Below are 20,325 nucleotides of genomic sequence, written 5' to 3'. Positions count from 1 at the left end.
ACCACGTGGTTTACATTTGTAAACAGCGTTTTTGCCCAGAAATAAGTACAAAATCCCCTCAATTGATTACATTTGTAACGAGAACGAACTGAATGTACACTTGTAACTTTATAATCAGCTATTTGAGATTGATTAGCTCAAGTGATTATTGTGCAAAAGCAAGGTGTTTTTGACCGCTGAAGGGTATGATTTATGGGGAGTACAGTGTAGAAATGTAAACAATGGAATTGATTGATCGCATACGTGTTGTTATCAAAGTGAATGGACTTACGCCGTCGGCTTTTGCTGATGAAATAGGTGTGAAACGCTCTAACGTGTCGCACATACTTTCTGGTAGAAATAAGCCCGGTTTTGAGTTCCTTGAGAAGCTCCTGATTCGCTTTCCGAAGGTGAATGCGCATTGGCTTATTACGGGGGTGGCATCGTCGGCGAGTACGGTTTCGGAGATGCCTGTGGAGAACAAACCAAAACCCTCGGAAGAATCTCAGGAAAGAGATGAGTCTGCGAAGTCCATTAAGGAGGAAGAAGTGGAGCGCATGGTGGTGTTTTTTCGGGATGGCACTTTTGCGAATTACGTGCCTCGAAAAGAGAAGTCGTAAGCGAACTTGTTATCTTGCGGCCCGGATACAGAAACTATGCAAGTACGATTACATCCCTCCTGGGCATCAAGGTTAAAGGGCGAATTCAGAAAGCCTTATTTTACCTCTTTGGTTGACTTCGTGAAGACGGAGTACCGGCAGCACACGGTCTATCCGTCCGGAAAACACATTTTTCTTGCATTGGATTCCTGCGAATTTGAAGCTGTTCGGGTAGTGGTGTTGGGGCAAGACCCGTATCATGGACCCGGACAGGCTCACGGCCTGTGTTTTTCTGTACCCGAAGGAATTGGATTACCACCATCGCTTGTCAACATCTACAAGGAGCTGGAAAGTGATTTGGGATGCCCCAGACCTGTTTCCGGAAATTTATCGTGCTGGGCAGAGCAGGGGGTGTTGCTACTGAACGCCACCCTCACTGTGCGGGCACATCAGGCGGGCTCGCACCAGGGCAAAGGCTGGGAGGAGTTCACAGACGCCGTGATCAATACGTTGGCTGGTGAACGAGAAAAAATTGTGTTTATGCTTTGGGGAAGCTATGCGCAGCGCAAAGGCCGCATGATTGACCGGCAGAGGCATTTGGTATTGGAAGCTCCTCATCCTTCGCCACTGTCAGCACACCGCGGTTTTTTTGGCTGCCGGCATTTCAGCCAAGCCAACAGTTACCTTCAGGAAAACGGCCATGCACCCATCAGGTGGTGTTGATTAGCTGATGGATTTTCGCACCCTTTGAGAATAAGCGCGCACAGCTTCGTTCAACGTTTTACCTCCCTCCATGGAGCGCCGGATTTCGATGGCCGCAAGCACATGGGTCAGTTGTTCGCCCTCGTCATCACCGGTTACCTCAATGGTGGGCTTTTCTTCGTTGAGAATGGCCTCTTCGGCTTTCTCAAGCGTAGCAATGTTGTGCTCCTCTGCCAGCTTTTTGATTACAGGAACCTTCATGCATCCAGTTTTTCCAAAAGTGCAATTACCTGTTCTTCCTTAGAGGTGGAAGTGCCTTCAACCAATTCACCATTTTGAAAAACCGCGAAGAATGGCAGGTTGTCAACCCCGGCAGCTTTGCGGGCCCTTTCGTTTTCCTCCGCGTTCACATCTAGAAAAACAACGCCCTGAAAGCGCTCATCTTCACTGAGGCGCCGGTATTTGGGGGTGAATAACTTACATGAACCACACCAATCGGCGTAGTATTTCACAATCACTTTGTTGTTGGATTCCAGTAACTCCTGAAACCCGGTATCGTCCGTTTTTTGAATAGCCATAGTTCCTGATTTATGGCCGCAAAGTTACAGCCAACACTGCAAAGAAGTTTTTTCAGGCCATCATATGATTTGATGCACTTATCACCAAAAGTTATGTAGCTGAGTCTTACCGGATGGAAGACCTAGCTCATTATCCAGATGGCTAGGATGGCCATAGAAAATAAGAGTAATGCGAAGATTACCGGTCCTGCGATTTCTGCCTGATTGTGGTCATTGGATTCCATAGCGAACAAGATTTTGGGCAAATATAGTATTCCGGAGAATAATCAAAACTTGTGTGCGAATGCTCTCGCTTAAAAAGGGTCACTTAATGCGATAACTGGTTATTTCAGTAAACATTGCTATATTGCCATCGTTTTCAATATTGTAGTCATGAATGGAACCGAGATAGAAGAAAGGCTGTGCAAAGAATGTGGTGACAAACTTCACGGCAGGGCAGATAAAAAATTCTGCGATGATCTCTGTCGCAATGCCTATTACAACCGTGTAAACAGGGGGCAGATTCAGTTGGTAAGAAACGTAAATCGAATTTTAAGTAAGAACCGAAGTATTCTTGCAGAGCTCAATCCGGACGAAAAAGGAAAGACCCACAAGAACACTTTGGTTCGATTGGGTTTCAATTTTACCTACCATACGCATACCTACACCACCAAGGCAGGTGCGGTTTATTTTTTCTGTTACGACAAGGGATATCTGCCCATTGACAACGATTGGTTCCTGCTCATCACGAACAAGGATAGGTTGTAAACAGCCGTCTGATAATAACTGAAAACTGGTGTTTGCCATCATGTGGCGCATTGCCTATATTCGCGGGTTGATTTTAAAATTTTATCCAACCCTGCAAGACACATGAAAAAACTTCTACTCACTGCACTTGCCTTTGTAACCATTTCAAGTGCTTATTCTCAATGTATTCCTGAATACGGAAAGTTGGTCATCAACGAGTTTATGGCCCGTAATGTTGTCATCCCAAATGAATTCGACGAGTTTGAAGATTGGGTGGAAATCATGAACGCCGGTGATGAGCCCATCGACATCGGCGGATACTTTCTCTCCGACAAGCACGGTAATCGTACACGGTACACATTCCCGGATATGACACTTGATCCCGGCGATTATGTGGTGGTTTGGTGCGATGGCCAGCCCTGGCTGGGTGAGTTTCATGCAGATTTCAAGTTGCAAGGGTCATTGGGCGAAAAAGTCGTTCTTTCGAACCCCGATACCATTGTCATTGATCACTACACCTTCGGGCCGGTTGACAATATCCAGTCGCTGAGCCGAACGCCCAATGGTTCCGGACCGTTTTTGTATGCAACCCCATCTCCCGGTGCCCCCAATAACCCAACCGATTATTCCGGTGCTTCACTTACTGGACGCGGTTTGGTGGTAAACGAGTTTCTGGCGCGAAATACCGATGCCGGAACGGATGAGTTCGGCAACAATTTCGATTGGATAGAGATTTACAACAATACCAGTATCGTTCTGAATATGGGCGGATACCTGCTTTCGGACAAATCCAACAATCCGGGCAAGTACACCTTTCCGGAGCCGACCATTGTAGCGCCCGGAGGCTACGTAGTGGTTTTTGCCTCTGGTATTGACGGTATCGATGAAATCTGGCCCTATCACACTACATTCTCCCTGTCAGGCTCCGGCGAATATGTTCACCTTTACAACAAGGATACTGTGACATTGGATTATGTGAAATTTGGACAACAACAGCAAAACATATCAGAAGGTCGTTTTGAAAACGGACTCGGCCCCATTACATGCCTGGAGCCTACCATGGGCTTTACCAATGATCCCGGAACAGTAAGTGTTCAGGAGTTTGATGTACCGGAGGAGTTCATGTTCTCCATTTACCCCGTTCCTGCCACTGACTACATCAACATCCAGATGACGGATTGGAGGGAGGGCACGATCCAGGTGTTTAGCGCCATTGGGAGCCACGTTGCCAACTATAATTACGTGGGTGCCGGGCCGCATTTCATCGATGTTTCCGGATATACACCAGGTGTTTATCTGGTTCGAATACAAAACCAAACCAAAAGAATTGTGGTAAAGTAATCTCTTTGTGCAACCATCCCAAAAACAATGCGTCAAGTTAACGTGAATTAAACCAACACTTCATATACCTTTATACAGCAACTCCGGTCTGAGCCTGCATCCAGACATGTGAGCCAAGTTTTGAAACCAAAAACCAAGACCAATGAACCGCATCACTGTCTGGAGTGTGATAATGGGCTTACTGTGCTCAATTTTGTGTGCCACTGGAGCAGAGGCTCAGGTTGTCATCAACGAATTTATGGCAACCAACCTGGGAAACAACCTCAATCCGAATCAAATTCAGGATAATTTTGGCCAGCATGAAGACTGGGTAGAGTTGTACAACCCTACCGGAGCTCCTGTTAACCTCGCGGGCCATCACCTTACCGACCGATTGTCTAATCTCTCAAAGTGGACTTTTCCGGCAGGTTCAACGATTCCGGCCAACGGTTTCTTGCGTGTATGGCTTTCCGGCCGAATTGGAGTTCCTTTTGACAATAACCACCTGCATGCTAATTTTCGCATAGGTCAAACCCAGGAAAATGAGGTGATTGCTTTTGTGGCGCCCGATGGAAGTACCATTCTGGATGTGAACATGATTGAAGAAACATCGCAGGTGGGCCACACCCGCGGCCGCTATCCCGACGGAGCTGACAACTGGGTGGTCTTTACCCAACCTACTGTTGGGGCATCCAACAATACAGCCACCCCATATGATGGATATGCGCCTACCCCGGTGTTCAGTCAACCGGCGGGCTATCATGGGGGTGCCATTAACGTTGAAATTACCATTCCCGACCCAAGCCCCGATTATGTTATTCGCTACACACTGGATGGTTCCTTTCCCACACAGGCATCTCCGGTTTACAATGGGCCCATCAATATTTCGGAAACAACTGTACTGATGGCGGCTACGTTCTCCAACAATCCGAACATGTTGCGTGGCTTTTATGAATGGAGCACCTTCTTTTTGGGTATGGATCAACACACACTACCCGCTTTTTCTGTTGCCGGAACACAGGTATTGACCCTTCTCGGGGGGCAGCAAATTGTGCCCCTTACCACCATGGAAGTGTTCAACGAGAACGGTGAGCGCATTTCAAAATCCCTCGGTGATACCAATAAACACGGTAACGATAGTTGGGCATACCAGCAGCGTGGCATTGACTGGATTGACCGAGATAAAATGGGTTATAGTGGTTATACCGAACTGCAGCTTTTTCGCATGAAAGACAAGGCGCAATTCAAGCGTTACATGTTTAAAGCAGCAGCAAACGACAACTACCCATTTCAAAACGGAGGAGCCCACATACGCGACGCGTACGTAATGTCGCTTTCTCAGGTTGGAAACCTCGATCTGGATGAGCGCACGGTGGAGTTCTGTGTGCTCTATGCCAACGGTCAGTACTGGGGTGTGTATGACTACCGCGAAAAAGTAGATGACTGGCGTTTTACTGAATACTACTACAATCAGAACCGCTTCCAGATGGACTTTATCAAGACATGGGGAGGCACCTGGGCCAAATACGGCACCCAACAAAATTGGAACACCCTCCGGAATTTTATCACGGGCAACGACATGAGTGATCAGGTGAATTACGACTACGTAAAAACCCAACTCAACGTAATCAGCCTCATTGACTATTTTGCTGTAAACACCTGGATTGTTGCCTCTGACTGGCTTAACTGGAACACGGCGTGGTGGAGGGGGTACAACCAGTTTGGAGGTGCCACCGAATGGCGTTATACGCTGTGGGATATGGATGCCGCTTTTGGCCATTATATCAACTATACCGGAATCCCCAACACAGGTCCTACTGCAGATCCGTGTTTCGGGCATCAATTGAACAACCCCGGAGGCCAGGGGCATACTCAGATTTTTAGCGCGCTATTGAACAACGAGGAGTTTTTCAACACCTACATCAATCGATATGCGGATCTCATCAACTCGGTGTTCAGTTGTGAGTTTTCTATAGCACACCTCGACAGTTTGATTGGCATTATTGAACCAGAAATGCCACGGCAGATTCAACGATGGGGGGGCTCAATGGCCGGCTGGCAAAACAACGTAAATGCCTTGTACAACTTTATTGAGACACGTTGCGCTGAGGTGATCATTGAGGGGATGGAGGATTGCTACGACCTAACTGCAATTGATGTGACCATCGTGATTGAAGGAGAAGGTGAGGTGCAACTCAATGGCATCACCATTACCCCCGGTGATTCCCCCTGGACGGGAACATACTTTGCCGAAGTTCCTTTTGACCTTACAGCCATTCCGACAGGTGACGATGCGTTCCAGTTTTGGGAAACCCTTGTAGGTAACCTTGAATACGATGATGAAACCGAATTATCTATTACGGTAAACCCCGATGGCAGCGTAACCATTGTGGCTCATTTCATTCCGGTTGAGATGTATCCCGTAACCTTCTGGGTAGAGCCCGAGGGATCAGGCTTTATTGAACTCAACGGAGAGACCATCCTGAACTATCCTTACACCGATTCTCTCACCGCGGGCCCAACCCACAACCTTGTGGCCATTCCTGAACCCGGGTGGGCGTTTAGTCATTGGGAGTCCACCACACACGGGCCCATTTTGTTTGATCCTTCCGACACCACCGATGTGGTATCCATCATCATTGAGCAAAGCGATGAGATTACGGCGCACTTTTATCTCTTGCCTGTGGATCTCGTTATCTCGGTTGAAGAACCCGGAATGGGAACTGTGATTTTCAATGGGCAAGAACTAGAAGATTATCCGGCCACAGTAGAAATTGTGCCGGGAAATATTGCCCAACTTGAAGCTGTTCCGGCAGAAGGCTACGAATTTGTAGGCTGGACATTCCAAAACCACACTTTCAGCAACCTCAACGATCTTTTCCTCTCCTTTGAAGTCGTAACCTTCGACTCCATCGTAGCCCACTTCCAGGTAATCACCATTTTCAACGTGGTTGTGATGACCGAGCCGGCTGAATTCGGAACAGTAGAGATACACGGTGTTGATGAAGGCTCCTTCTGGCAAGGAATGCTTTCAACTCTTTCAACCCACCCACTGCGCGCGGTTCCCTCGCATGAGTTCTACGAGTTTGTGGGCTGGCAATCTACCAACGGAGGAGAGTTTACTCCTAATGCAGATATGCGAAACGTGCAATTGCAGATATTCAATGAGGATACCATCATTGCGCAATTCATTGAGTTGCCCAATTTCCCCATTACCGTGCGCGTAGAGCCTGAGGGAAGCGGTTTTGTTGCACTGGATTGGAGCGTGCTGCCACAGTACCCGTGGACAGGCAACGTACTCGCCATGAACAACACGCACTTTAAGGCCCTTCCCAAAAATGAATGGGAGTTCAGCCGTTGGTCAACGATATACCACGCGCCGGTACCATCTGTGGAAAGCGATGAGATGCGCATCAATATAGCCGTTCCCGACGAAATTGTTGCTCACTTCGTACCTCGCGAGTACGCTGTGTACATCCCGAATGCGTTTACCCCCGATGGTGATGGCGTGAATGAAATCTTCCGACCACTGGGTAATGAATGGGATCCTTCGCATTTCCGCATGCAGATATTCAATCGCGCCGGAAAAATGGTATTCGAAACCACCGATGTGAATCAGGGATGGAATGGCTCGGAAGCTGGTGGACAATACTACACACAACCCGAGGTTTACGTGTACCGAATTGAAGTCAAGAATGCCATCAGCAAGGAAATAAAGACCTATATGGGGCACATCACCGTAATCAGATAAGCACGAATACATTCTCGTAGAAAACGCTGCGGATTTTTCCGCGGCGTTTTTTTTGTCCGCTATTCCCTGAAATTCAGATAGACATAACGGATAAGGAGATATGTTAATTTATTTGGGCAACCTTAGCATTCTGCCTGTCGTCAGTTAGGTAACAACAAAATCCTGCAAGGTGGCGTTGTCAAGTACATACTATTGTTTTTGAAATCAATACCGTTAACTAAACTATGTTCTACCGAGACGACTGGCTTACCAAAATAGCGCTACTGACTTTTGCCTTGTTTGCACACACCATGCTCTCCGCTCAGGTTGTGATCAATGAAATAGGCGCCACCAATCTTTGCTCTGTCCACAACCCCAACCAGGTGGAAGACAACTTCGGCGAGTGTGAAGACTGGGTTGAACTCTACAACACCTCGCCAACCCCCTATGATCTCAGCGGTTACCATATGACGGACCGCATCACCAATCTCGACAAATGGACATTTCCCGCGGGCTCTGTAATCCCGGGTAATGGTTTTTTGCGAATATGGCTTTCGGGCAGGATGGGGCTGCCCTTTGACCTTAACAATCTGCATGCTAACTTCAGACTGGGACAAACCCAGGAAAATGAAATCATCGCGTTGGTGGCTCCAGATGGCAGCACCATTGTGGATGTGAACATGATTGAAGAGACCAGTCAGCTTGGGCACACGCGCGGACGCTACCCGGATGGAGCAGATAATTGGGTGGTTTTTACCCAGCCCACCATCAACGCTTCAAACAATACTTCAACGCCATACACCAATTACGCTCCAACACCCGAATTTGATCAACCCGCCGGATATCACGGAGGTGGAATTACTGTCGCCATCTCGCTGCCAGACCCCAGTCCGGAATTTGTGATTCGTTACACCCTGGACGGTACCTTTCCTACCGAAGCCTCGCCGGTTTACAACGGTCCCATCAACATCAATGAAACCACCGTGTTGATGGCAGCTACTTTTAGCAACAACCCCGACTTCCTGCGCAGTTTTTTTGAATGGAGTACATTCTTTGTTGGTGAAGATCAGCATACGCTGCCCGCTTTCTCGGTAGCCGGTGATGAAGTGCTGATCCTGTTGGGTGGAGTTCAAAATATTCCGATTACCACCATGGAGGTTTTTGACGAAAACGGGCAACGAATCTCAAAGTCGTTTGGTGACACCAACAAACACGGAAACGACAGTTGGGCCTACGCGCAACGCGGCATTGACTGGATTGATCGCGATAAAATGGGCTACAGCGGTAAAACCGAACTAGAGCTTTTCAGAATCTCAGACCGTCCTCGTTACAAAAGGTACATGTTTAAGGCCGGTGCCAACGACAATTACCCTTATGAAAATGGTGCTCATATTCGCGATGCCTATGTACAGTCGCTCTCTCAGGTAGGAGGGATGGATTTGGATTGCCGCTCCACTGAGTTTTGTGTGCTCTATGCCAACGGCCAGTATTGGGGAGTGTACGATTACCGTGAAAAAGTTGACGATTGGAGATATACTGACTATTACTACAGTCAGGACAAATTCAGTATGGACTTTATCAAAACCTGGGGGAACACCTGGGCAAAGTGGGGCACCATGGACAACTGGAATACCCTGCGCAACTTTATCACGAACCAGGACATGACCGATCAGGTGAATTATGACTACGTGAAAACCCAGCTCAACGTGATCAGTCTTATAGATTACTTTGCCATCAATACCTGGATTGTGGCCGCAGACTGGCTCAACTGGAATACAGCATGGTGGCGTGGTTACAACGAATTTGGCGGAGCAACCGAATGGCGGTACACCTTGTGGGATATGGATGCGGCCTTTGGGCACTACATCAACTACACAGGTATTCCCAACACAGGGCCTGATGCTGATCCTTGCTTCGGACATCAGCTTAACAACCCCGGAGGGCAGGGGCATACCCAAATTTTTAGCGCCTTGCTTGAGAACGAAGAATTCTTCGAAACCTACATCAACCGCTACGCCGATTTAATCAACTCCACATTGAGTTGCGAGTTTGCGCTGGCTCACTTAGATAGCCTTCTTAACATGATTGACCCTGAAATGCCAAGGCAAATTGAGCGCTGGGGCGGTACATACGCAGGCTGGCAGAACAACGTGCAGTCATTGATAGACTTTATAGAAGCCCGTTGCGAGGAGCAGATTGTAGAAGGGTTGGAAGATTGTTACGACCTGACCGCCATCGAAGTAACCATAGAGATTATCGGCGAGGGCGAAGTGGTGCTTAATTCTATTACCATCGGCCCGGGAGATTCACCCTGGACAGGTACCTATTTTGCTGAGGTGCCCTTTGATCTCACGGCCAACGCAACCGGTGAGGCAGCCTTTCAGTTTTGGGAAACACTGTTGGGGGAGTTGGAATACGACGATGAAACACAGTTCGAAATCACAGTAAACCCTCAGGGTGACGTAACGATTGTCGCTCACTTCATTCCGCTGGAGGAATACCCCATAACCTTTAATGTTGAGCCTCCCGGAACAGGATGGATAGAACTCAATGAGTTTCTGATACCGAACTATCCATATACCGACTCCTTAGCGGCATTGATAGAACACGATATTGTGGCAACCGCAGAGCCGGGATGGGCCTTCAGCCATTGGGAAACGGTACATCAGGGTGATACCGTGTTTGCACCCAACGACACAAGCGAAGTAGCCACATACACCACCGCTCAAACCGATGAAGTCATTGCTCATTTCTACCAACTGCCTGTTGAACTTATTGTTACGGTCGAAGAGCCCGGTATGGGTCAAGTGGTGTTCAATGGTGAAACACTCGAGGATAATCCGGCAACGGTTGAAATCGTTCCTGGTAATACGGCGCAATTTGAAGCCGTTCCTGAAGAGGGCTATGAATTTGTTGGGTGGACATTTCAAAACCATCTTGTGACCAATCTCAACGACCTGTTTATCAGCTTTGAGGTTGTGCAGGCAGATTCTATTGTTGCCTTGTTTCAGGTCATTACAGTATTCAATGTGGTGGTAATGACCGATCCACCTGAATACGGAACTGTGGAAATCCACGGCACCGACGAAGGTTCGTGGTGGGAAGGTATGTTGTCAACCCAGGAAACCCACCCGTTGCGGGCAGTTCCCACCAGTGAATTCTACGATTTCATTGGTTGGCAATCAACCGATGGCGGCACCTTTGCACCCAATGCGGATATGAGAAATGTGCAACTCCAGATTATAGGGGAAGACACCATCATAGCCTCGTTCATAGAACTTCCAAACTACCCCATAACCGTGCGCGTAGAGCCCGAAGGAAGTGGATTTGTAATGCTCGATTGGAACATGTTGCCCTTCCTTCCCTGGACTGGAAATGTGCTGGCCATGAACAATACGCATTTCAAGGCGATACCTCAGCAGAAATGGGAATTCAGCCATTGGAGCACCGTGCAGCACGCACCCGTACCCTCTGATGAAAGCCCTGAAATGCGTTTGAACATTCAGGTGCCGGATGAGATCGTTGCGCACTTCACACCCCGTGAATTCCGCGTGTTTATTCCCAATGCATTCACGCCGGATGGTGATGGTATCAATGAGATCTTCCGTCCGATGGGGAACGAGTGGGATCCTTCGCATTTCCGCATGCAGATTTTCAATCGTGCCGGACAGCTCGTGTTTGAAACCACCGATGTAAATCAGGGCTGGAATGGTGCTGAGGCAAGTGGTGAGTACTTTACACAACCCGAAGTATACGTGTACTCCATCGAAGTGAAAAATGCCATCACGCAGGAAGTAGAACAATACCGGGGACATATAACCGTCATCAGGTAGTGAACTACCTAAGTCTTTTGCGGGTGGCAACACTTTACCTTTCCAAGATTGCCGAAAACATTGTGTGCTGAATCAACGTGTATTTTGTTAATTGTACCTCCGAATAAATTTGAAACCACGGGGCGTTCTGAACCAATGCCTCAAACCGAATGTTAACCTGCAAGTAACTTTAATCATGACCTTTATGAAAAAATGGCTACCTACGTGGCTCGCCCTGTCGTTGGTGGTGTCTTTTGCCACAGCTCAATCTGAAACAGACGTTTTTTACCCCGGTGAACTTTGGGTTCAGGTATCTCCTGAAGCCACCAAACCCATTCAGTGGGAAAAGAAGGAGGTTCAGCTTGATTCATTTCTCCGTTTAATAGGAGAGGAGCTGGCCGAAGAATTTGGCATTCATACCGTGCGCAAGCCCTTTTACTTTGCCCGCACCAACGATATATCGGAGGTGTATCAACTGTATTTCAATAGGGTGGGGGATGAAGAGTTGCTAGCGAGAGAACTTGAAAAGCTCGAAGTGGTAAACTACGCAGAGCGGGTTCCCATCATGAGGCCTACCTTCACACCCAATGACCTGGGGCCTCAAACGGGAAATGGCAATCAATGGGGGCTTTGGAGAATCAGCGCCCAGGACGCGTGGGACATTACCCAAGGAAGCACCGAAATTCGCGTAGCCATTGTAGATGACGCAGTACTTACCACACATCCAGACCTGATTCCCAATCTTGTGGCCGGTTACGACGTGTCTCAAGACAACGCCGACCCCAATCCCAACCAAACCGGAATGACACACGGAACCCACGTGGCCGGTATTGTTGGTGCAGCTACCAACAATGGAATCGGCGTGGCTTCCATCGGGTTTAATATTAAAATCATTCCGGTGAAGAGCTCAAACTCTGCCCAATTTATCTCCGATGCCTATGCAGGCGTAATCTGGTCTGCCGACAATGGTGCGGATGTCATCAACATGTCGTGGGGAGGCTCGGGCTTCAGTACAACAGGCCAAAACATCATCAACTACGCATTCAATGCCGGTTGTGTAAACATTGCAGCTGCCGGAAACGACAACGTAAGTACCATTTTTTACCCTGCGGGCTACAACAATGTGGTAAGCGTGGCGAGTACCGCGAGCAACGATGCCAAGAGCAATTTTTCGAATTTCGGAGGCTGGATTGACATAGCTGCGCCCGGTAGCCAGATTCTGAGCACCTACTTTAACACTTCCTATGCACCCACATACGCCAACCTAAGCGGTACTTCTATGGCTTCACCCATGGTAGCCGGCTTGGCTGGCCTTGTTCTTTCGGTGAACCCCGAATTGCCACAGCAGCAAGTGGTTGATTGTATTTTAAGTACCGCTGATAACATCAACAGCGTCAACCCGAATTTTATCGGGCAACTCGGCTCAGGGAGAATCAATGCTCACCAGGCCGTGCTTTGCGCTCAGGCCACGGTAAATGCTCCTCCTGTAGCTGTGGTGAGCAGCAACAACGCAGTGGCATGCCCCGGAGGCTCTGTGCAGTTTTTTGGTAGCTCGGGTGGAGGGCTTGCAACGAATTATAACTGGACATTCTCCGGAGGTAACCCCGGAACCTCAACCTCGCAAAACCCTATTGTGAACTACAGCTCTGAAGGGTTTTACGATGTGATTCTCGAAGTATCAAACGATTTTGGAAACAACACCATCACCATGCCGGGGTATGTGGAGATTTCGTCCAATGGCCTCGATGTGTTTTTTCTAGAAGACTTTGAAGAAGGAACTTTTGATGATATGGGATGGACGGTTGAGAACCCGGACAACAGCATTGGTTGGGAGATTTTCACCGTAGGAGGTTCCGTAAACGGCAATAAAGCAGCAGGTATCAACCTGTATAACTATGATGATCAGGGTCAAAGAGACGGTTTGATAACACCTGTGCTCGATTTTTCCGGTCATCAGAATATTCAACTCGATTTTCAGCACGCCCACCGACGCTTTTCAGCTCAGTTTGCCGACTCACTCATCGTGATGGTTTCAACAGACGGTGGTGCCACCTATCCGCATCGCGTTTTGGAGGTGGCAGAAAATGGTCAGGGGACTTTTGCTACCGGAACCATTCTCAATCAAAATTTTGTTCCTGCCAACGGAAATGACTGGTGTTTTGGTGGTGATCTTGGTTCGGGCTGTTTCACCATTGACCTCAGTGAATTTGACGGAGAAAGTGAGGTGCGGATCAAGTTCGAAACGTACAACGATTACGGAAACAACATCTACGTTGACAATGTGCAGCTCACCGGAAACTGTCTCACCGTGCAGGCTGCTCCTGTGGCTGACTTTACCTCAAACTCAACATCAGCCTGTGTAGGAACTCCGGTTCAGTACATCAACCAAAGCCTTTTTGCACCCACATCTTTTTTCTGGGAATTTGAAGGAGGTACACCCGCAACGTCGGATCTGGCCTCACCAGAAGTTACCTATGATCAAGCGGGTGAATACAATGTAACGTTGACCGTAACCAACCCGTGGGGTAGCGATGAAATTACCGTTGTTAACTACATATCTGTTTTTGATTCTCCGGTATTGACCGTAAACACAACCGAGGCCGTTTCATGCGGAGGTGAGCCCGTAACCCTTATGGCATCAGGTGCCTCAGAGTTTTCGTGGTCTCCTGCATTCGGACTTTCCGCAACCGAAGGCGAAACGGTAGAAGCCTCGCCGGCATCAAGTACTACATACACCGTGGTGGGAACCGCTGCCGGGTGCTCATCGCAGCTAGAAATTGACGTAGTCATTTTGCCTCAACCTCCTGTGCCATCGTTGGTGAGTCAAAACCAAACAGCTTTTGCGGTACTCAATCCCGCCGAAGTTCAGGGCCATTACTCTTTTCAAGGCGTTGGAGCAGGCTGGGGGTCGCCCAATCTCAACAGTGTAAGTGTAACTTCAAACCTCGTGATAGCCCGCGATGGCACTGCCGCTGACAGCTTACTCTGCGAAAATGCAGTAAACGGAGCCGCTCTGAGCGGCAACATCGCCGTGATTTACCGCGGCGGCTGCGAATTTGGATCCAAAGCTTTCAGTGCCCAGCAAGCCGGTGCGGTAGGGGTTATTATTGTAAACAACGTTCCCGGTGAATTGATGGAAATGGGTGGAGGTGCCCAGGGCCCCAATGTGACCATTCCAACAGCCATGGTGACCGCTGAAACAGGTGCCTGGCTCAATGCCCAGATCAACAGCGGCAACACCCTTGCAACTCTTGGTCAGTTCAATGGAGGTCCTTTGCAAATCTGCCCCGGCCAGAGCATTCAAATTGCTGCCCCGGGCGGATGGACGGAGTACCTTTGGAACAACGGCCATACCGGAGCTGTGATTGAGATCAATGCGCCAAGCGTGTACAGCGTTCAGGTATTCAGTGGTGAAGATTGCAGCACTTCTTCGCAATCCATCACGGTTACCATGACCAATATCACGCAGCCTGTAATTGATGCCATAGATACTGACCAACTCGGAATAAATCCTGTTGGGGGCGCTACCTACCAATGGTTCCTCAATGGCGAACCCATCCCGAATTCAAACAGTCCTGTCATTGAGATCATCGGCCCCGGAACCTATACCGTGGAAATTGAAACAGGAAATGGTTGCACGGAAATATCAGATCCGTTTGAAGTTGTACCTACCAGCGTAGGTGAACTCAACGCTGATCAAAGCCTCCATATCTTCCCGGTTCCTTCCAGAGACCGGGTAACCGTGGTGCTGCCTGCCGGATTTCAAACCGAGGCTCTGCGCGTGTTTACACCAGATGGACGCATGATTAATGAGCCTGTTCCTTACAACGGGCAATCAGAACAGGTCATTATTGATATCCAGCACTGGGCCTCCGGAACCTACCTGATTCAGATTTCAGGGAACGATACTGTGTTGCACGGAAGATTTATCAAAACGAATTAAAATTCATAACGGGTTTCGGGCAACCGAAGTGAGGGTTCACAGTCAATATTGTGAACCCTCTTTTTTTTTGCCATGAAACGACTTTATACCCTCTTGTTTTTTCTGCCCACACTGCTCCTGTCAGCGCAGGAAGACTGCATTGATCCATCGCTTATTAACCCTGATGCCATTTGCTTCGACATTTTTCAACCGGTGTGTGGTTGCGATGGTGAGACCTACTCCAACGAGTGTTACGCCGTGAATTCCGGTGGTGTGACATCCTGGACAGAAGGCGAATGCCCGATTTTTGCCCCGGGTGACTGTCCTGAGCTTGACCCCGGACTGGACTTTGGAATGTGCGCAGCCATCATTGGAGTTGCGCTCATCAATAATGAATGCATTGCCGTTTCAGGCTGTGGCACCATTGCGTCGGACGGCGTAAATTACTCCGCGTATTTCTATGAAGACCTGGCCGATTGTCAGGCTTGTTTGCAAAGCGACTGTATCAATCCCGATCAAATTGACCCCGACGCCATATGTATTGAAATTTACGATCCTGTTTGTGGTTGTGATGATGTAACCTACGACAACGAATGCTATGCCTTTTACTACGGCGGAGTAACCAGTTGGACGCAAGGTGAATGTGCCGGACAACCGACTGAACCTGCCGAACCTTGTACCGACCTGGAAGATATTGACTTCGGACTTTGTGATATGTTTCTTGGATATGGAGTGTTGGCAGGCGCTTGTGAGCCCATATCCGGATGCGGCTGGGAGGTGGAAGGCGTGGATTATACACCAGCCCTTTACGACTCTCCAGAGGAGTGCGAAGCTTGCCTTGAAACCAATGATTGCATCAACCCCGAGCAGATTGACCTTGATGCACCTTGTCCTCTAAATGATGATCCCGTATGTGGATGCGATGGAATTACCTATGTGAATGAATGCCATGCTTATTATTATGGTGGCGTCACCAGCTGGTTTGCCGGCACTTGCGAAGAGCCCAATCCCTGTGCACCGCTTCCTTCGGGACTTGATTTTGGCGAATGTGATGCTGTAATTGGTGTCGCTATCGTAAATAATGCCTGCATGTCCATATCCGGTTGTGATATGATTGCAGACAATGGGGTAGATTACAGCGCGTACTTCTTCGATACCTTTGCAGAGTGCGATGAATCGTGTTTTGCGGTAGATTGCATCAATCCCGATCAGATTGACCCTGAAATAATGTGCCTGGATATTTGGGATCCTGTTTGCGGCTGTGATGGAGAGACTTACAGTAATGACTGTTATGCATTTTACTTCGGTGGGGTAACCAGCTGGACGCCCGGTGAATGCCTTCCAACAAGTGTGGAAGAAGCCGACAAGAACCACCTTGTGATTGAACCACGACCCGATTTCACCGTGCGTGTTCAGAATGGGCAGCTGATTGAGCGCTTTGATGTGTTTGACCTCACCGGAAAGCACATTTTATCACGTGAGAGTCTCGCCCCAGGCGAGTATTTCTTTCAACTTCCGGTACGCTACGCAGGATTGTACATCATTCGCGCACAGGGAAGCAATGAAGTATTGAGCCAAAAGGTGCTGTTGCATTAATTTTAAAGCAATTGCACTACTCCGAAAGCCTCCGCCTACGCAGGGGCTTTTATTTTATCTTGATGAAGCGCTTCAGTTCCTCCAGACCTTCGGAAGCGCCGGCTGCAATCGTTACAATTGGTGGATTTCGGTGGGGTAGGTAGGGGATTTCGGGGTCAATGCAATAAATGGGCACTTCATCCGGTGCGTAGTGCACGAGCCCTGCAGCAGGATAAACCACCATCGAAGTTCCTACTATAACCACCACATCGGCCTCTGAAACCAAATCGGCAGCAGGCTCAATCATGGGCACCATTTCGCCAAACCACACAATATGTGGACGCAACTGAAACCCTTTTTCGCAACATTGCCCCATTTCAATTTTCCAATGGTCTAGCTCATACACGAGCGATGGGTCGCCGGTACTCCGGGCCTTCATGATCTCACCGTGGAGGTGAAGCACCCTTGTGGAGCCCGCGCGCTCGTGAAGATTATCAATATTCTGAGTGATAATGTGTACGTCAAAATCTTCTTCAAGCTGAGCCAGTATTCTATGGCCTTTATTGGGTTCTACCTCCATCATCTGTTTGCGACGCTGGTTGTAGAAATCCAGAACCACCTCAGGCTGTTTCATCCAACCTTCGGGAGATGCCACTTCCTCAATGCGATAGCCTTCCCACAGGCCGCCTGCGCCCCTGAAAGTAGCCACGCCACTCTCTGCACTCATACCAGCCCCTGTTAAAACCACTAACTTTTTTCGATTCATTTCGTTGAAACGGGTGATTACAGCGTAAATTTAAGCCTCTTATGCCATCTGCCATGAAAACCAACTTGCTTACCCTTTTTTTTGCAGCCACTCTGATGAACCAATTCGCCCTGGGCCAAATGGGCAATTGCGATTCCCTTAGCATTACACGCATGGAAATCAACCCCTTCAACATGAACCAGATTCTGGTTCGTGCGGAGTACACCGATTTCGACAACTTCATCACCCATCCGGGTTTTTTAGTTGCCGACGCAAACCAGGCCACCATTGCCCTCGAAGAAGTCTTTTTCTTCGGAATGGCCACCGATCAGGTGCACACCATGGAAATCATTGATATGACCGTTCTGCCCAATACTCCGATACCCGGGGAGTTACAACTCTGGAGCTTGTTTTATGAGGGTTTTGAGTGCGCATTCCCCGGGCCCTTCTTGTTATGGCCGGAGCTCGACTGCGTGCCGCTGGTGCTTTCAATATCACGGGCTGGTGGAACCCCGCTGTTTACAAACGTTGAATGGACGCTCTCCCAGAACGGAATGGAAATGGAGTCGGGCACGGTGGTCTTCAACGGAGAGAACACGCAAGAGCAAGTGCCGTTTTGCCTGCAACAAGGCTGTGGCTACACACTTGAACTCAACGTGGAGGATCTCGAGGGAGTAGGTTTTACGTACAATCTGCACTACGGAAACTTCTTTGCTATTGGGGCAACGGGCGGTGTACTTGAGCCCGGCTTTGTGAGCCACGATTTTAACCTGTATGAATGTTTGGTTACCAACGTTGAAGAGGCGGCACCGCTTGAGTTCAGCATGTATCCCAATCCTTCTTCCGGCTTTTTTCAGGTCTCATCATCCCGAAACCAACCATTACAAAGTGTAACTGTCAGCGACCTTTCGGGAAGGATGTTTTTGCACGAATCTGCAAATCATCAATCAATCATTCACGTTGACGCATCGTCCTGGCCGGCGGGCATGTACATCGTCACTGCCTGCGGCGAGAATGGCGAAAGCGCGCACCGCAAGTTGATTCACACCCGATAGTTTAGTCGCCCTTATCGCGGTTTTTCCAGATATCGTACACGCGAGCCTGGGTTGGTCTGTTGGGCTCAGGTTCTGTAAGCGGCTCACACTCGCGCAAATGTTGGTGGCAATGTGCAGGTAGTTGCTGGTAGAGCCGGGTGCCCTCGGTTTTCCACGCCAGCATTTCGTCGGTAACAGGTTTCACTACTTTGGCCGGGTTGCCCACCACCACACTTCTCTGTGGAATGTTGGTTTTGGCTGTAATCAGCGCAAGCGCACCGATGATACACTCATCGCCAACCACTACTTCGTCCATGATTACCGCATTCATGCCTACAAGGCAATTTTTACCGATGGTGGCTCCGTGCACAATGGCTCCGTGGCCGATGTGCGCGCCTTCGTGCAAAACGACTTCCACACCCGGAAACATGTGAATGGTGCAATTCTCCTGCACGTTGCATCCGTCCTCAATGGTAATCTGACCCCAGTCACCCCGCACAGCAGCACCCGGGCCGATGTACACGTTTTTACCGATAAGCACATTGCCGGTTACCGCAGCCAGTGGGTGAACAAAAGAGGAGGGGTGAACCACCGGGCGAAAACCTTCGAACTCAAAAATCATGACGCGCTTCAGTTAGAATGAACAGCCTCAAAAGTCGTAAATTCGGGGCGGAAACCATCAAATAAAACCTGCAACATGGTACGATTGCTCACCCTTCTTTTTCTGGTATTGATTTCATTTCAGTGTTTTGCCCAGGGCGAAAAGGCCGACAAAACGAGTAAAAGCACATTCAGTTTTCCCGATCCTGTGGTTACCCAACACACCATTACCCTCGAAGGAGAGCGCATCAACTACACGGCTACTGCGGGTCACTTACTGATGCTCAATGAGAAAGGGGAGGAGAAGGCGCGCATTTTCTACATAGCTTACACCCGCGATGGCGTAAAAAACCCTGCCGACAGACCCATCACCTTTTCCTTCAACGGTGGCCCCGGCTCCAGCTCGGTTTGGTTGCACATGGGGGCACTGGGTCCGAGAAGGGCGGTCATGACCGACGAAGGTCTTGCTCCCGCGCCGCCCTACAAAGTGGTTGACAATGAATACTCATGGCTCAATGTAACGGACCTGGTGTTTATTGACCCTGTGGAAACCGGTTTGAGCCGCCCGGCAGGAGATACCGATAAAAAAGAGTTTACCGGCTACGAAGAAGACCTTCGGAGTGTGGGTGATTTTATTCACCGCTATGTAACGCGCAATGCCCGATGGAACTCACCCAAATACCTTGCGGGTGAAAGCTATGGAACGACCCGTGCGGCTGGCCTGTCGGGCTATTTGCAAGACCGCCACGGTATGATGCTCAATGGACTGGTCCTGATTTCGGCAGTGATGAATTTCCAAACGCTGTATTTTACCAGCGGAAACGACCTGCCGTATACCTTGTTTTTACCGGCTTTTGCGGCCACAGCCTATCACCACGGTAAAATTGACAAACAACGTTACCCCGATTTCAAACAGTTTCTTCAATCTGCCGAGGAGTTTGCGTTGGGTGAATACAACAGTATGCTGATGAAAGGTGACCGGCTTACCGAATCCGAAAAGGAA

Annotated in this window: 14 protein-coding genes and 3 pseudogenes; 13 read left to right on the top strand and 4 right to left on the bottom strand. The window is 49.0% G+C overall.

Annotated features, from left to right (window positions below; translation table 11 throughout):
- The first annotated feature begins 221 nt into the window (after positions 1–221).
- Together EA392_12400 and EA392_12395 are read left to right on the top strand one after the other, a co-directional pair.
- Positions 222–599 (top strand): XRE family transcriptional regulator, encoded by a 378-nt coding sequence (locus EA392_12400; protein ID TVR37559.1) that lies wholly within the window; start codon positions 222–224, stop codon positions 597–599.
- Positions 600–635: 36 nt separating this feature from the next.
- Positions 636–1,301, top strand: coding sequence for a uracil-DNA glycosylase (locus EA392_12395; GenBank protein ID TVR37558.1), 666 nt, complete (start codon positions 636–638; stop codon positions 1,299–1,301).
- On the opposite strand, the gene EA392_12390 is transcribed toward EA392_12395, so the two are convergent.
- Together EA392_12390 and EA392_12385 are read right to left on the bottom strand one after the other, a co-directional pair.
- Positions 1,302–1,541: a hypothetical protein gene (locus EA392_12390; GenBank protein TVR37557.1), complete on the bottom strand. Its 240-nt coding sequence runs from the start codon at positions 1,539–1,541 to the stop codon at positions 1,302–1,304.
- Entirely contained in the window at positions 1,538–1,858 is a 321-nt protein-coding gene (locus tag EA392_12385; protein ID TVR37556.1) for a thioredoxin, read from the bottom strand. Before EA392_12385 ends, EA392_12390 begins: the two co-directional genes overlap by 4 nt.
- A gap of 372 nt (positions 1,859–2,230) precedes the next feature.
- On the opposite strand from EA392_12385, the gene EA392_12380 reads away from it, so the two are divergent.
- The 9 genes and pseudogenes from EA392_12380 to EA392_12340 all read left to right on the top strand — a co-directional run bounded on the left by EA392_12380 (position 2,231) and on the right by EA392_12340 (position 16,964).
- The gene (locus EA392_12380; protein TVR37555.1) at positions 2,231–2,605 is read left to right on the top strand and encodes a hypothetical protein; all 375 of its coding nucleotides are present in this window, start codon (positions 2,231–2,233) and stop codon (positions 2,603–2,605) included.
- Positions 2,606–2,707: 102 nt separating this feature from the next.
- Positions 2,708–3,925, top strand: coding sequence for a T9SS C-terminal target domain-containing protein (locus EA392_12375; GenBank protein ID TVR37554.1), 1,218 nt, complete (start codon positions 2,708–2,710; stop codon positions 3,923–3,925).
- A gap of 142 nt (positions 3,926–4,067) precedes the next feature.
- Complete coding sequence (locus EA392_12370; protein ID TVR37553.1) at positions 4,068–7,655, top strand: hypothetical protein; 3,588 nt, start codon at positions 4,068–4,070, stop codon at positions 7,653–7,655.
- A gap of 224 nt (positions 7,656–7,879) precedes the next feature.
- Positions 7,880–11,467, top strand: a complete 3,588-nt coding sequence (locus tag EA392_12365) for a hypothetical protein (protein ID TVR37552.1) — start codon at positions 7,880–7,882, stop codon at positions 11,465–11,467.
- A gap of 91 nt (positions 11,468–11,558) precedes the next feature.
- A complete protein-coding gene (locus EA392_12360) occupies positions 11,559–15,389 on the top strand; it encodes a PKD domain-containing protein (GenBank protein ID TVR37551.1) in 3,831 nt (1,276 codons plus the stop codon).
- 72 nt (positions 15,390–15,461) lie between these two features.
- Positions 15,462–15,668, top strand: a pseudogene (locus tag EA392_12355) (Kazal-type serine protease inhibitor family protein).
- A gap of 54 nt (positions 15,669–15,722) precedes the next feature.
- Positions 15,723–16,013: pseudogene (locus tag EA392_12350) on the top strand (hypothetical protein).
- Between the two features lie 69 nt (positions 16,014–16,082).
- Positions 16,083–16,322: pseudogene (locus tag EA392_12345) on the top strand (hypothetical protein).
- A gap of 135 nt (positions 16,323–16,457) precedes the next feature.
- The gene (locus EA392_12340; protein TVR37578.1) at positions 16,458–16,964 is read left to right on the top strand and encodes a T9SS C-terminal target domain-containing protein; all 507 of its coding nucleotides are present in this window, start codon (positions 16,458–16,460) and stop codon (positions 16,962–16,964) included.
- 49 nt (positions 16,965–17,013) lie between these two features.
- Here EA392_12340 and EA392_12335 read toward each other — a convergent pair whose 3' ends face one another.
- On the bottom strand, positions 17,014–17,709 hold the full coding sequence (locus EA392_12335; GenBank protein ID TVR37550.1) for an NAD-dependent deacylase: 696 nt from the start codon (positions 17,707–17,709) through the stop codon (positions 17,014–17,016).
- Between the two features lie 41 nt (positions 17,710–17,750).
- Between EA392_12335 and EA392_12330 the strand changes: the two genes are divergently transcribed.
- Positions 17,751–18,743, top strand: a complete 993-nt coding sequence (locus tag EA392_12330) for a T9SS C-terminal target domain-containing protein (GenBank protein ID TVR37549.1) — start codon at positions 17,751–17,753, stop codon at positions 18,741–18,743.
- Position 18,744: 1 nt separating this feature from the next.
- On the opposite strand, the gene EA392_12325 is transcribed toward EA392_12330, so the two are convergent.
- Positions 18,745–19,344 carry a transferase hexapeptide repeat family protein gene (locus EA392_12325; GenBank protein ID TVR37548.1) on the bottom strand — a complete coding sequence of 200 codons (600 nt, stop codon included), beginning with the start codon at positions 19,342–19,344 and terminating at the stop codon, positions 18,745–18,747.
- A 75-nt stretch (positions 19,345–19,419) separates the two neighbouring features.
- Between EA392_12325 and EA392_12320 the strand changes: the two genes are divergently transcribed.
- Positions 19,420–20,325: peptidase S10 (locus EA392_12320; protein ID TVR37547.1), on the top strand; the 906-nt coding region annotated here is incomplete at its 3' end.

The organism is Cryomorphaceae bacterium (assembly GCA_007695365.1).
In the GTDB taxonomy this organism is placed as follows: Bacteria; Bacteroidota; Bacteroidia; order Flavobacteriales_D; family SKUL01; genus SKUL01.
This window is presented reverse-complemented; position numbering and strand designations above follow the sequence as displayed.

Excerpts from the sequence above, each read along its gene's own strand:
- EA392_12340 (TVR37578.1), top strand. The coding sequence starts at position 16,458 with ATGTCCATATCCGGTTGTGATATGATTGCAGACAATGGGGTAGATTAC.
- EA392_12385 (TVR37556.1), bottom strand. The coding sequence starts at position 1,858 with ATGGCTATTCAAAAAACGGACGATACCGGGTTTCAGGAGTTACTGGAA.
- EA392_12330 (TVR37549.1), top strand. The coding sequence starts at position 17,751 with ATGCCATCTGCCATGAAAACCAACTTGCTTACCCTTTTTTTTGCAGCC.
- EA392_12335 (TVR37550.1), bottom strand. The coding sequence starts at position 17,709 with ATGAATCGAAAAAAGTTAGTGGTTTTAACAGGGGCTGGTATGAGTGCA.
- EA392_12395 (TVR37558.1), top strand. The coding sequence starts at position 636 with ATGCAAGTACGATTACATCCCTCCTGGGCATCAAGGTTAAAGGGCGAA.
- EA392_12380 (TVR37555.1), top strand. The coding sequence starts at position 2,231 with ATGAATGGAACCGAGATAGAAGAAAGGCTGTGCAAAGAATGTGGTGAC.
- EA392_12375 (TVR37554.1), top strand. The coding sequence starts at position 2,708 with ATGAAAAAACTTCTACTCACTGCACTTGCCTTTGTAACCATTTCAAGT.
- EA392_12400 (TVR37559.1), top strand. The coding sequence starts at position 222 with ATGGAATTGATTGATCGCATACGTGTTGTTATCAAAGTGAATGGACTT.
- EA392_12390 (TVR37557.1), bottom strand. The coding sequence starts at position 1,541 with ATGAAGGTTCCTGTAATCAAAAAGCTGGCAGAGGAGCACAACATTGCT.
- EA392_12365 (TVR37552.1), top strand. The coding sequence starts at position 7,880 with ATGTTCTACCGAGACGACTGGCTTACCAAAATAGCGCTACTGACTTTT.
- EA392_12370 (TVR37553.1), top strand. The coding sequence starts at position 4,068 with ATGAACCGCATCACTGTCTGGAGTGTGATAATGGGCTTACTGTGCTCA.
- EA392_12325 (TVR37548.1), bottom strand. The coding sequence starts at position 19,344 with ATGATTTTTGAGTTCGAAGGTTTTCGCCCGGTGGTTCACCCCTCCTCT.